Annotated in this window: 12 protein-coding genes and 1 pseudogene; 9 read left to right on the top strand and 4 right to left on the bottom strand. The window is 65.5% G+C overall.

All coding sequences use genetic code 11. The features are described from left to right. The 3 genes from RMO23_RS10970 to RMO23_RS10960 all read left to right on the top strand — a co-directional run. Window positions 1–247, top strand: a 247-nt coding sequence (locus RMO23_RS10970) for a M10 family metallopeptidase C-terminal domain-containing protein (RefSeq protein ID WP_405041594.1), incomplete at its 5' end; no start/stop codon positions are given. Between the two features lie 282 nt (window positions 248–529). After that, the gene (locus tag RMO23_RS10965) at window positions 530–1,195 is read left to right on the top strand and encodes a response regulator transcription factor (RefSeq protein ID WP_309681385.1); all 666 of its coding nucleotides are present in this window, start codon (window positions 530–532) and stop codon (window positions 1,193–1,195) included. Further along, window positions 1,192–2,592, top strand: coding sequence for an ATP-binding protein (locus tag RMO23_RS10960; RefSeq protein WP_309681383.1), 1,401 nt, complete (start codon window positions 1,192–1,194; stop codon window positions 2,590–2,592). The genes RMO23_RS10965 and RMO23_RS10960 overlap by 4 nt, the downstream gene beginning before the upstream one ends. On the opposite strand, the gene RMO23_RS10955 is transcribed toward RMO23_RS10960, so the two are convergent. Beyond that, window positions 2,580–3,545 (bottom strand): LysR family transcriptional regulator, encoded by a 966-nt coding sequence (locus RMO23_RS10955; protein WP_309681381.1) that lies wholly within the window; start codon window positions 3,543–3,545, stop codon window positions 2,580–2,582. The genes RMO23_RS10960 and RMO23_RS10955 overlap by 13 nt on opposite strands. A 184-nt stretch (window positions 3,546–3,729) precedes the next feature. Between RMO23_RS10955 and RMO23_RS10950 the strand changes: the two genes are divergently transcribed. Beyond that, a complete protein-coding gene (locus RMO23_RS10950; RefSeq protein WP_309681379.1) occupies window positions 3,730–4,281 on the top strand; it encodes a hypothetical protein in 552 nt (183 codons plus the stop codon). Window positions 4,282–4,367: 86 nt separating this feature from the next. Here the strand turns inward: RMO23_RS10950 and RMO23_RS10945 are convergent, their stop codons facing one another. Beyond that, window positions 4,368–6,248, bottom strand: coding sequence for a phosphoenolpyruvate carboxykinase (GTP) (locus RMO23_RS10945; RefSeq protein ID WP_309681377.1), 1,881 nt, complete (start codon window positions 6,246–6,248; stop codon window positions 4,368–4,370). A gap of 351 nt (window positions 6,249–6,599) precedes the next feature. Between RMO23_RS10945 and modA the strand changes: the two genes are divergently transcribed. The 3 genes from modA to RMO23_RS10930 are packed head-to-tail and all read left to right on the top strand — an operon-like array spanning window position 6,600 to window position 9,245. After that, entirely contained in the window at window positions 6,600–7,391 is a 792-nt protein-coding gene (modA, locus tag RMO23_RS10940) for a molybdate ABC transporter substrate-binding protein (protein WP_309681375.1), read from the top strand. Window positions 7,392–7,426: 35 nt separating this feature from the next. Continuing rightward, window positions 7,427–8,095, top strand: coding sequence for a molybdate ABC transporter permease subunit (modB, locus tag RMO23_RS10935; RefSeq protein WP_309681373.1), 669 nt, complete (start codon window positions 7,427–7,429; stop codon window positions 8,093–8,095). A 25-nt stretch (window positions 8,096–8,120) separates the two neighbouring features. Next, window positions 8,121–9,245: an ABC transporter ATP-binding protein gene (locus tag RMO23_RS10930; RefSeq protein WP_309681371.1), complete on the top strand. Its 1,125-nt coding sequence runs from the start codon at window positions 8,121–8,123 to the stop codon at window positions 9,243–9,245. A 70-nt stretch (window positions 9,246–9,315) separates the two neighbouring features. Here the strand turns inward: RMO23_RS10930 and RMO23_RS10925 are convergent, their stop codons facing one another. Continuing rightward, window positions 9,316–9,483 (bottom strand): hypothetical protein, encoded by a 168-nt coding sequence (locus RMO23_RS10925; protein ID WP_309681369.1) that lies wholly within the window; start codon window positions 9,481–9,483, stop codon window positions 9,316–9,318. A 136-nt stretch (window positions 9,484–9,619) separates the two neighbouring features. On the opposite strand from RMO23_RS10925, the gene RMO23_RS10920 reads away from it, so the two are divergent. Continuing rightward, entirely contained in the window at window positions 9,620–10,084 is a 465-nt protein-coding gene (locus tag RMO23_RS10920; RefSeq protein WP_309681367.1) for a glycine zipper family protein, read from the top strand. Window positions 10,085–10,146: 62 nt separating this feature from the next. Here the strand turns inward: RMO23_RS10920 and RMO23_RS10915 are convergent, their stop codons facing one another. After that, window positions 10,147–11,349, bottom strand: a complete 1,203-nt coding sequence (locus RMO23_RS10915; RefSeq protein WP_309681365.1) for a threonine ammonia-lyase — start codon at window positions 11,347–11,349, stop codon at window positions 10,147–10,149. Between the two features lie 180 nt (window positions 11,350–11,529). Here RMO23_RS10915 and RMO23_RS10910 point away from each other — a divergent pair. Further along, window positions 11,530–12,069: pseudogene (locus RMO23_RS10910) on the top strand (ATPase); the annotation flags it as partial.

Raw genomic sequence — 12,069 nt, 5'->3', positions numbered from 1 at the left:
GGACTTCGTCAACGGCACAGACCGGATCCAGTTAACCGGGATTGATGCGAACACGGCCCTGGCGGGCGATCAGGCCTTCACGATGATCAACACTGGCGCCTTCACCGGCACGGCCGGGCAGTTGCGCTACACCACGGGGGGTGGGACCACCGTGATGGAAGGCGATGTAAACGGGGATGGCCAGGCCGACTTCCAGCTTCAGCTGACGGGCAACCACACCTTTGTGGCCACGGACCTGCTGCTTTGAGCGGTGCGGAGGCGCTACCGCGCCTCCGCCGTACGTTCCCGGTGGGCGGAACGCTCTCCTCCCATGGGGTGGCGTAACGGCTAATCCACCCCGGAGCTTCCGGTGCGTATCCAACGGCGGTCAGTACCATCAACGCTGCCGCAGACATAGTGCACCAGGATGCTTGATTGACCCTGAACAACTCTGCGGCTGGCGAATGAAAATAATGAATCTGCGTTAAGTTTTGCTTCAGATGGTTGCGCTTAAATACAAATCTTAAGGCCGCAGCAAAGGAGGACTACCTTGAGAGTATTACTGGTCGAAGACGATGTACCACTCAGCAATGCGCTGGCGTCGTTCTTGCGTGGCAGGACCTTTACCGTCGACCAAGTGACGACGCTGGCTGATGCCCATGCTGCACTCCCCGCCGCGCAATGGGCTGTGGTGTTGCTGGACCTGCAACTGCCCGATGGCGACGGCATGACCTTCGTGCCGGCGGTAAGGCACGCGTCGGCCGATTCGGTGATCATCATGCTGACCGCACGTGACCAGATTAGCGATCGTATCCGGGGACTCGATGCGGGCGCCGATGACTATATGGTCAAACCATTTGATCCCGAAGAGCTGATGGCGCGGCTGCGCGCCGTTGAGCGGCGCATTAATGGGGAAGCAGGCGCCGTGGTCAGGATCGGTTTACTGGAAATCGACCTCGCCCGCATGACCGTGCTGCGCCGTGGCGTCCCCGTGCACCTGACCAGGAAGGAGTGGGCGGTGCTGCGCGTGCTGGCGATCCGGCCCGACCGCATGCACTCTCAGGCGACCTTGCTCAACGCCCTGTATGGTTTCGACAGCGAGAACGGCAGCAACACGCTGGAGGTGTTCATCAGCCATCTGCGCGACAAGCTGGGGCGTTACAGCATCCGCACGGTGCGCGGCCTGGGCTACCGGCTGACCGGGGTCGTCGATTGACGGCCTCATCTCACAGTCTGGTACAGCGGCTCAATCGCGCGCTGATCCCGCCCCTGGTGCTGGTCTGCCTCGTAGCCGCCTTCGGCTCTGTCTGGCACGTCCAGGCCCAGGTCGGGAGCACCCTGGACGCCGCCCTGTTGGAAAGTGCGCAGCGGCTGCTTCAAATCGCCACCCATGAGCTGTCTGAGCACCACATTCCGCTCAACGAACTGACGCTGTCCAGCATCCTGCCACCGCTGCCCTCTGGCCCCATCGTCGAAAACGACGACCTGATCTACCAGATCGTCAGCTCCCGCGGCCATGTCCTGATCCGTTCGGCGGAAGCACCAGCGCGGGCCATGCCCGTTTCCCCGGCAGACGGATTTTTCAGGACCGCTGACCTGCAGGTCTACACACTCAATCACCCGACGCTTCCGGTGCGCATCCATATTGTGGTGCCGCAGGCCTACCGGCACCAGGTTCAGATGACAGCCGCGTTGTTGCAGGCGCTCCCGTTTTTTTTGCTGTTGCCTCTGGTGACCTGGATCGTACGGCAGGTATCCCGACGCGAACTGGCACCGGTGTGGGGGCTCGCCCAGCAGATTCGCGAACGTTCCGAACATGACTTGCGCCCGGTCGACCTGAGCCCCTTGCCGAGGGAACTCGCCTCGGTGGCGGAGAGCACCAACTACCTGATGCAGCGGCTGGACGAGGCGCTCGACACGGAGCGTGCCCTCGCCGCGAACGCCGCGCATGAATTGCGTACACCGCTGACCACGGTCAGGCTGCGCTTGCAAAGTGTGCTGTTGCAGCCGCTAGCGGCGGCGGCGCGTGACGAAATGCGCAGTGCGGTTGACGCACTGGACCAACTGAGCCGGCGCACGGAGAAACTGCTGCAACTGTCGCGCGCAGAAGCCGGTGCGGCGCTGTCCCGTGAACCCGTGAACCTGGGTGTGCTGGCGGCGGCGGTGGCCCAGGAGTTCTGGATGCATCCCGGCTGGCTCGACCGCCTGCACTTGTCCGTGCCGGAGGAAGAAGACTTGGTGGCCCAAGGCGACTTTGATGCGTTGGCCATGGCCTTGAGAAACCTGCTGGAAAACGCCGCGCGTCATGGCGGGGCTTGCCAGATCTGCATCAGCGTTGAGCAACCAGCGACCATCCGCGTCACGGATGACGGACCTGGCGTGAGCACGCCCCAACTCGAGCTGATGCGCCGCCGTCATGTTCGCCATTCGCAGGATACCGCGGGGTATGGGCTGGGCATGTCCATCGTCACCATCCTGATGGAGCGGCACCGGGGGCAACTCGAACTGGTCTCGCCGCCTCCCGGAAAGCCGCATGGTCTGCAGGCCTCGCTGGTGCTGCGGCCGTACGCGCCTATTGTCGATACCGCGGTGACAACCACCTATCCCGGTTGATCCGAAAATGCCTTGTGCGCCGCCTGCAACACCGCCTGGCGCAGCCAGGCATGGGCGCTGCGCTGCTGCGAGCGGCGGTGCCACAGCGCATCCACATGCACCGGCGACACCTTAAATGGCAGTGGCCGCAGCACCAGCTCGCCGGCAATGCCGGTGACGCTGACAAAATGTCGCGGCAGCACCGTCAGCAGGTTGGAATTGGCCACCACCCGGCCGGCGGTAAAAAACTGGTTGACCGTCAGCACCACATGGCGCTGCCGGCGCAGGGAGGCCAGGGATTCATCGATAAAGCCATAAGGCCGGCCCGAGAAGCTCACCAGCAGGTGGCGCGCCGCGCAAAAACGGCTGAGGGTCAACGGGCCGCTGGCCAGCGGGTGGTCCTTGCGCATGACGCACACGTACTCGCCGTCGTAGAGGCGCTGGTGCAAAAACGGCTGCGCCTCGCCGCTCTGGGCGCGCGCCGTCAAATCGGCCAGCACCGAGGGGAAGTAGCCCACCGCCAGGTCGCAGGCCTCCTCGTCCAGCAGCTTGCGCGGGTCGCGCGTGGTCAGCGGCACCACGCGCATCGACACCCCCGGCGCTTCGCGCTCCAGCAGGTCGGTCAGGCCCGGTATCAGCTCGGCCGCCGTGGCATCGGCCATGGCCAGCACAAAGGTGGTGCTGGCCTCTGCCGCCACAAAAGTGCTGGGCGCCAGCGACTCCTGCAGCTGCTGCAGGGCCTCGCGCACCACCGGCCAGAGCGCGAGGGCGCGCGGCGTCGGCGCCATGCCCTGGCCGCTGCGCTGCACCAGTTCGTCGCCCAGGGCGTCACGCAGGCGGCGCAAGGCATTGCTCACGGCGGGCTGGGTCAGCGACAGGTTGCGCGCGGCCCGCGTCAGGCTGCGTTCGGCCATGACCTCGTCAAACACCCGGAGCAGGTTCAGGTCCAGCGTGCGGAAATTGAGTGGATTCACGGCTTGCCTTGAATAAAGTTCTGGTGATGCCGCCTAATTATCACCAATGTGAATAATACCAATCACCAAGATAAAGTTGAATGACATTAGTAATTACCCTAATATTGCCTTGTCCGCCAAGCCTCTTCCTGCTTTTTTTGTTTCCTTGTGTCTGGCAGACCTGCTTTAACAACGGGAGTCCTTCATGACCAGCTTCATCACTATCGAACATTCCACACAGCACCCCGGCGTCGCGCGCGCCGAGTCGGCCATTGATGCCGTCAAGCAGCTGCGTCAGGGCTTCTCGGGCACGCGCGGTCTGGCCACGCTGCTGCTTTCTGCCATGGTGGCGGCCATCATTGTGGTGGCTGACCAGGTGATGGACAGTGTCACCGAAGGCCACTTGCTGGTCATGTGGATTGCGCTGTGGGCCGTGGCCTTTGCGGCGCTGGCCGTGTTTGCCGGCGCCGCCCGCAAGCTGGCGGTGCGGCTCAAGGCGGGGCTGGACGACTGGTCGCGCGCCGTCGCCGAAGCCCGGGCCGACCAGCGCTTCTGGGCCGCAGCCCGTGCCGATGAACGCGTCATGGCCGATCTGCAGGCGGCCTTCCTGCGCGAAGAAAGCAAGGCCGAAGCGGCACGCGCCGCTGACGCGGTGTACGACGATGTGCGTGCCATCGCAGCGCCCGCCGGCGCGGCAGAGCGTTCCCTGCGCTTTGGCAGCCAGATGCTGCGCAGCTACCAACGCAACTACCTCTGAATCTGGACCTGCGCCAACGTTGCGGTGGTCCCCCCCCAAAAAAAGCCACCCGAGAGGTGGCTTTTTTACGTTGGGCGCGTGTCTGGTCAGGCCGCCAGGCGTTGCTCCAGTGCCGCCTTGGTCTCGCCCAGCTCCTTGGGCAGGTGGTAGGCCAGCTGCTGGAACAGCTCGCTGTGCAGGGCCAGCTCCTGGCGCCAGTCGCGGGTGTCCATGCGGGTGACGGTGGCGAACTGCTCGGCGCTGAAGTCCAGACCGGTCCAGTTCAGGTCTTCATAGCGCGGGCTGACGCCGGTGAAGTGTTCCTCGCCCTGGCTGATGTCGCTGCTGCCTTCGATGCGGTCGATCATCCACTTCAGCACGCGCATGTTTTCGCCGTAGCCGGGCCAGACGAACTTGCCATCGGCGCCCTTGCGGAACCAGTTAGTGGTATAGATTTTTGGCAGCGTGGCACCCGAGGCCGCCAGCTTTTCACCCAGGGTGAGCCAGTGCTGGAAGTAGTCGCTCATGTTGTAGCCCATGAAGGGCAGCATCGCAAACGGGTCGCGCCGCACCACACCGGCCTGGCCGGTGGCGGCGGCGGTGGTTTCGCTTCCCATGGTCGCGGCCATGTAGACGCCTTCGATCCAGTTGCGGGCTTCGGTCACCAGCGGCACCGTGGTCGAGCGGCGGCCGCCAAAGATGAAGGCGTCGATCGCCACGCCCTTGGGGTCGTCCCAGGCGCTGTCGAGCGCCGGGTTGTTGGTGGCGGCCACGGTGAAACGGGCGTTCGGGTGGGCCGCCTTGGCGCCGGTTTCTTTCGCGATCTGCGGCGTCCAGTCCTTGCCCTGCCAGTCGATCAGGTGCGCCGGGGTCACGCCGCTGTCCTTTTCCATGCCTTCCCACCAGACATCGCCGTCGTCGGTCAGCGCCACATTGGTGAAAATCACGTCGCGGTCCAGGCTGGCCATGCAGTTCGGGTTGGTCAGCGTGTTGGTGCCGGGGGCCACGCCAAAGTAACCGGCTTCCGGGTTGATGGCGTAGAGCTTGCCGTCGGCCGCGGGCTTGATCCAGGCGATGTCGTCGCCAATGGTGGTGACTTTCCAGCCCTCAAAACCGGCGGGCGGCACCAGCATCGAAAAATTGGTCTTGCCGCAGGCCGATGGAAAGGCCGCCGCCACATGGTATTTCTTGCCCTGCGGGTTGGTCACGCCCAGGATCAGCATGTGCTCGGCCAGCCAGCCTTCGTCGCGGCCCATGTTGGAGGCGATGCGCAGCGCAAAGCATTTTTTGCCCAGCAACGCGTTGCCGCCGTAGCCCGAGCCATAGGACCAGATTTCGCGCGTCTCGGGGTAGTGCACGATGTACTTGGTCTTGTTGCAGGGCCACTTGACGTCGGCCTGGCCCGCGGCCAAGGGTGCGCCCACGGTGTGCACGCAGGGCACGAAGTCGCCATTGACACCGAGCACCTCAAACACCGGCCTGCCCATGCGCGTCATGATCTTCATGTTGACCGCCACATAAGGGCTGTCCGACAACTCAATGCCGATGTGGGCAATCGGCGAGCCCAGCGGGCCCATGCTGAACGGCACGACATACAGGGTGCGGCCACGCATGCAGCCGTCAAACAGCGGCTGCAGGGTGGCGCGCATCTCGGCCGGGGCCATCCAGTTGTTGGTCGGGCCGGCGTCTTCTTTTTTGGCTGAGCAGATGTAGGTGCGGTCTTCCACGCGCGCCACGTCGCTCGGGTCGCTCTGCGCCAGAAAGCTGTTGGGGCGCTTGGCTTCGTTGAGCTTTTTAAAGGTGCCGGCGGCCACCAGCTGCTGGCACAGGCGCTGGTATTCGGCGTCGCTGCCGTCGCACCAGTACACATCGTCGGGCTGGCACAGGGCCACCATGTCGGCGACCCAGGCCACCAGTTTGGCGTTCTTGACGTAGGCGGGCGTGTTCAGCCCCATGCTGTCCAGGCCCTGCATCGCTGGGTGATTCATCGAAATACTCCAAAGTTAAAAAGCGTGATTTCGATAAACGTCAGGGGCCGCTGGAAGCGGGATGGCCTGTCTACAGGAGACGTTTCTCGGAATGGCGCTTAAATTTTCAGACGGTTTCCATGAGGCCATTGCAAGCCCGCGACAAGGCGGCTTGTGTCCGGTTTTCCAGTATCTGGCTGTAGGTCAGGACGTCATTTTATGAAGATAGCCGTCGGGTACCTTACGGTTACCGGCAAAAGTTATGCATAAACCGCATGAGGTTATGCGTGGATGGGGTTTGAAGTTTGGCGGCCATGGCCCGGGGCGGCGTGAATGCGTCAACAATCGGGCTTTTAAGAAGGTGGCCCGTTCATGAACCCGTCTGCTTCCCTGGTCGCCCGTCTGGGCCGGCCGGCCCGGCTTGCCGCCGCGCTGCTGGCGCTGCTGCTGGCGGGCCCGGCGCAGGCGCAGGGCACGACGCCTGCGCTGGTCGCTGCCGCCGCCAATCTGCAGCCGGTGCTGGCCGAGCTGGTGCCGCTGTTCGAGCGGACGCAGCCGGGCCGGGTCAGCGTCAGCATCGGCTCGTCGGCCAACCTGGTGCGGCAAATCCAGCAGGGCCTGCCGGCCGAGCTGTTTTTGTCGGCCGATGAAGACTTTGCCCTGCGCCTGTTTGACGCCGGACTGACGCCGGACCGGGGCGTGGTCTATGCCACCGGGCGCATCGTGCTGCTGGTGCCGGCGGATTCAAAAATGACGCTGGACCCCGAGCTCAAGGGCCTGAAGGCGGCCTTGCCGCAGGTGCGGAAATTTGCCATCGCCAATCCCGAGCTGGCACCCTACGGCCGGGCGGCGCTGCAGGCCCTGCAAAAACTGGGTCTCTGGCCCGCGCTGCAGGGCCGCATCGTGAGGGGCGAAAACATCGCCCAGACCACCCAGTATGTCAGCAGCGGCGCGGCCCAGGCCGGCATCACCGCCCTGTCGCTGGTGCTCGCGCCCGAGGTGGCGGCGCGCGTGCGCTATGTGCTGATTCCCGAAGCCCTGCATGCGCCGCTGCGCCAGCGCATGGTGCTGCTGAAAAGCGCCGGCCCGGTGGCGCGGGCGTTTTATGACTTCCTGCAATCGCCCGCAGCCAGGGCGGTGCTCGCGCGCTACGGCTACACGTGACGCCGGGCCTGAACCCTTTGCGACAATAGGCCGCTATGGATTGGCAAGCTGCCCGCGTCTCCCTGCTTCTGGCCGTCTGCACGGCGGCGCTGCTGTTGCCGCTGGGCGTCTGGCTGGCGCGCTGGCTGGCGACCACGCGCTGGCGCGGCCGTCCGCTGATGGAAGCGCTGCTGATGCTGCCGCTGCTGCTGCCGCCCACGGTGGTCGGGTTTTATTTTTTGACCACGCTGGGCCAGGGCTCGGCGCTGGGTGCCTGGCTGGCGCGCAGCCTGAATCTGCGGCTGGTGTTCAGCTTTGAAGGCCTGCTGCTGGCCAGCGTGCTGGTAAACCTGCCGTTCATGGTGCAGCCGCTGCAGCGCGCCTTTGCCGCCATCCCCGGCAGCCTGCGCGAGGCGGCCTGGGTCTGCGGCCTGAGCCCGTGGCGCGCCTTCTGGAAAATCGAGCTGCCGCTGGCCTGGCCCGGCCTGGTGGCGGGCGTGGCGCTGACCATGGCGCACACCCTGGGCGAGTTTGGCGTGGTGCTGATGGTGGGCGGCAGCATTGCCGGCGAGACCCAAACCCTGTCGATTGCGATTTACGACCGCGTGCAGGCCTTTGACATGGCCGCGGCCCATGTCATGGCGCTGGCGCTGGTGCTGTGTTCGCTGGCCGCGCTGGCCTTTGTGTTTGCCGCCGACCAGGCCCGGCCGCTGCAGGAAAGATAGCGCCCAGCGCCCGTGGTTATTGAGCATGCTGCAAGTTTCACTTCACAACGAGGGTCCGATCCGGCTCCATGCCGAATTTGACTGCACCCGCGGCGAGCTGCTGGCGCTGGTCGGCCCGTCGGGCAGCGGCAAGACCAGCGTGCTGCGGGCGGTGGCCGGCTTGCTGCAAGGCTCCGGCCTGCGGGGCCGCGTCAGCGTCGGCAACGCCGCATCAGACTGCTGGTTTGACAGCGCCCACGGCATCCGGCTGGCGCCGCAGCAGCGCCGCGTCGGTCTGGTGTTTCAGCACTACGCCCTGTTTCCGCATCTGACTGCTATTGAAAACGTAGCATTGGCCGCACATCCTGCAAGGGCTGCAGCCTATTTTGATGAACTTTTCGAGCGCATGGGGCTGGCCGGCCTGCAGCGGCGCCGGCCGTCGCAGTTGTCGGGCGGCCAGCAGCAGCGGGTGGCGCTGGCGCGGGCGCTGGCGCGCGAGCCGCAGGTGCTGCTGCTGGACGAGCCTTTTTCGGCGGTCGATGCGCCTACACGCCAGGCGCTGTACCACGAGCTGGCGGCGCTGCGCCAGCGCGTGGCGATTCCCATGGTGCTGGTGACGCATGATTTGAACGAAGCGCGGCGGTTGGCCGACCGGGTGGTGATTCTCGATGCCGGCGAGTCGCTGCAGGTCGGGCCGCCGGCCCGGGTGTTTGCCAGCCCGCGCAATGCCCGCGTGGCCGAGCTGGTCGGCATCCAGAACCATTTTCAGGGACGATTTTTTTCAGGCAGCGCTGCCGATGCGCCCGGTTTTGGCCGCCTGGTGTGGCCGGACCTCGCGACCGGCGCAGCGCAGATTTCCTTGCGCGTGGTCGACAAAAAGCGGCTGGACGACGGCGCCGCGGTGTCCTGGGTGGTGGCCGGTGAGCTGCTCGATATTTCGGCGCAGGCCGGCGCGCCGTCGGCCAACACCCTGGCCTGCACCGTGCGCGAGGTCTTGCCGCTGGGCGAGATCAGCCTGTGCACGCTGGTGCCGGCGCAACTGCCCTCGCAGTGCATCACCCTGAACCTGTCCAGCGCCGCGCTGCGGCAGCTCGGTGCAGCGCCTGGCACGCTGCTGTACCTGCAGATTCCGCCCGAGGCGGTGCACATCATGCCGGTGCGCCAAGGCTGAGGGCAAAACAGCGCCCCGGCAACAAAAAAGTCCGCGGGCGGCGGACTTTGGGGTTCAGGACGCGGCGCCTTCAGGCCATGAACACGGCAATAAAGGCCAGCAGGAACATCAGCACGCCGCCAACCAGCGGCAGCACAAGCGGCATCAGCGGCACGATGGCATCCACCACGTCCTGTTCCTGGGCCGGTGTCGGGCTGCCGTGGGCGGCGTGGGGGGTGGTGTCGGCTGGACTGGACATGGTGGTTCCTGAAAATGCAGATGAAGGTGAGTAATGTTCTGACGCAATTTTACCTTTTTGAAGCACGCGGCGGCAATCGGCGGCCTGCGATACCCTTCACCCTGCGGGTGGCAGACCCGTTTCTTCAAGGAAAACCATGAAATTCCCGATCCGTTTCCTGCTGCTGGGGGCCTCCTCGGTGCTGCTGGCGCTGCTGTCGGCTTGCGCCAGCAGCGGGCCCGGCAGTGCCTCGGCCCGGCCCGTGCTCTACCCCAACAACGCGCTCAACCGCGTCGGCGAGGCGCAGGGCCGGCTCGAGGCCGATGCCTGCATGGCGCGCGCCCAGTCGGCCGGCCTGGGCCCGACCCAGCAAAGCAGCGAAGTCGGCCGCCGCGCCGGCGAGGGCGCCGCCACGGTCGGCGTAGCCTCGGCGGTCGGGGCGCTGATCTCGGGCCGCGGCGGCGAAGGCCTGCTGCGCGCCGGTGCGGCGGGCGCGGCGGTCGGCGGCTCGGCCGGGGCGGTCTCGGGCGCGCTTCACAGCGACCGGCCCAACCCGGTCTACCGCAACTTTGTGCAGCGCTGCCTGGGCGAAAAGGGCTTTGACGTCATTGGCTGGAATTAAGGCGGCCGATTAAGGCGGCCGCCAGAATGCGCAAGCCTTGGCGCTGAGCCGGGCGGACCCTCTCAGTGCTGCTCGGACGCCTCAAACCCGGCCGCGTTCAGCAGCGCCAGCACCTGCTGGATATGCGCGCGCCCGCGCGTCTGGATCACCAGTTCGATCTCCACGTTCTGCACCGACAGCATGGTGAAGGCGCGCTGGTGGTGCACCTCGTCGATGTTGGCGCCGGCGTCGGCCACGGTGGCGGTAATCCTGGCCAGCGAACCTGGAATGTCGCGCACACTGACCTTGATGCGCGCCAGCCGGCCCGCGCGCACCATGCCGCGTTCGATGATGGCGGCCAGCAGCAGCGGCTCGATATTGCCGCCGCACAGCACCAGCCCGACCTTTTTGCCGGCAAAGCGCGCCGGGTATTTCAGCAGCGCCGCCAGCCCGGCCGCGCCCGCGCCCTCGACCAGGGTTTTTTCAATCTCCAGCAGCATCACCATGGCCTGCTCGATATCGCCTTCCTCGACCAGCAGCAGGTCGTCCACGAGGCGACTGATGATGGCCAGCGGCACCACGCCCGGCGTGCCGACCGCGATGCCGTCGGCAATCGTGCTGCTGCCCTGTGGATGGTGCGTGCCCTTGATGGCGTTGACCATGCCCGGAAAGCGCGAGGTCTGCACCCCGATCACCTCGATGCCGGGCTTGAGCGCCTTGGCGGCGGTGGCGATGCCGGCAATCAGCCCGCCGCCGCCGACCGCAATCACCAGCGTGTCGAGTTCGGGCACGGCCTGCAGCATCTCCAGCCCGACCGTGCCCTGGCCGGCCACGATGGCTTCGTCGTCATAGGGGTGGACAAACACCAGGCCATCGCGCTCGGCCAGCATCTGCGCATGGGCACGTGATTCGTCCAGCGTGTCGCCGTGCAGCACCACCTCGGCGCCAAAGCCGCGGGTGCGCTCGGTTTTCACGCCCGGGGTAAAGCGCGGCATCACGATCACGGCGCGAATGCCCAGCCGCTGCGCGTGATAGGCCACACCCTGGGCATGGTTGCCGGCGCTCATGGCGATCACGCCGCGCCGCCGTTCGTCGGCTGACAGTTGCGCCAGCTTGTTACACGCGCCACGCTCCTTGAAGGAGGCCGTGTACTGCAGGTTTTCAAACTTCAGGTAAATCTGCGCGCCGGTCAGCTGCGACAGGGTTTTCGACTCCACGCAGGGGGTGTTGAGCAGATGGCCCTGCAGGCGCTGGGCGGCTTGTTCAATATCGGTCAGGCTGAGCATGAAAGTCCTTTGCGGCACAGGGGTGCCTGAATCGTGACATTTTCCACTTCTTGCGTGGGGTAATTTACATGGCGGACTACAAGTAGCGTCTTCCATGATGCTTCAAGCTGCGTTATGGTGTGGCTTCCCCAGGCCCGGGTTGTGAACCCGCCGCGTAATTAGCCAACTGGAGGTTTGTCCATGAGCAAGCGTTCCGTCAGTGATCAGTGGCTGCTGTCTCCGGGCCTCAAAGAGGCGCCGGTGCTGGACCTGATGTGCTCGCACTTCGTGCTGACGCTAGCCGCGCGCCAGGGCGCCAAGTTCAATGTGCGGCGCGACCTCAACAGCCTGCTGTCCCTGTCGGGCCGGCACCTGGTCTGGCCGCTGCCCGCGCTGCAGCGCCTGCGCGAGTTTCTGGGCCGCCGCTGCAAGGACAACGAATTCTGGCGCGGCCACGAGGTGCTGGGTGATGCCGAGTTCATGGCGCGCCACGGCGCCTGGCGCGGCCCGTACGAAGAAGGCACGCTGTTTTTCTACCTCGACGAGTACGCCAAGGACCAGCCCAAGGATTTGCTGTCGGTGCTGGGCGCCACCGGCGACTGGCTCACGCACGCGCTGAAAAAGCAGTCCACCCTGGTCGAGAAAAACATCGACGCGCTGGCCAATCTGCTGCAGCTCAATCGCGCCGAGCGCGCGCTGCTGCTCTACGGCACGCTGGCGCGCTACCAGCGCGACCTGCGC

The sequence above is a fragment of the Polaromonas sp. genome (assembly GCF_031411155.1).
Classification (GTDB): Bacteria; Pseudomonadota; Gammaproteobacteria; order Burkholderiales; family Burkholderiaceae_C; genus Polaromonas.
The sequence above is the reverse complement of the archived record's forward strand: the minus strand, read 5'-3'. Positions and strand labels throughout refer to the sequence as shown.

Coding starts and splice junctions, on each gene's coding strand:
- RMO23_RS10920 (WP_309681367.1), top strand. CDS start 9,620: ATGAAATTCCCGATCCGTTTCCTGCTGCTGGGGGCCTCCTCGGTGCTG.
- RMO23_RS10925 (WP_309681369.1), bottom strand. CDS start 9,483: ATGTCCAGTCCAGCCGACACCACCCCCCACGCCGCCCACGGCAGCCCG.
- modB (WP_309681373.1), top strand. CDS start 7,427: ATGGATTGGCAAGCTGCCCGCGTCTCCCTGCTTCTGGCCGTCTGCACG.
- modA (WP_309681375.1), top strand. CDS start 6,600: ATGAACCCGTCTGCTTCCCTGGTCGCCCGTCTGGGCCGGCCGGCCCGG.
- RMO23_RS10945 (WP_309681377.1), bottom strand. CDS start 6,248: ATGAATCACCCAGCGATGCAGGGCCTGGACAGCATGGGGCTGAACACG.
- RMO23_RS10950 (WP_309681379.1), top strand. CDS start 3,730: ATGACCAGCTTCATCACTATCGAACATTCCACACAGCACCCCGGCGTC.
- RMO23_RS10915 (WP_309681365.1), bottom strand. CDS start 11,349: ATGCTCAGCCTGACCGATATTGAACAAGCCGCCCAGCGCCTGCAGGGC.
- RMO23_RS10930 (WP_309681371.1), top strand. CDS start 8,121: ATGCTGCAAGTTTCACTTCACAACGAGGGTCCGATCCGGCTCCATGCC.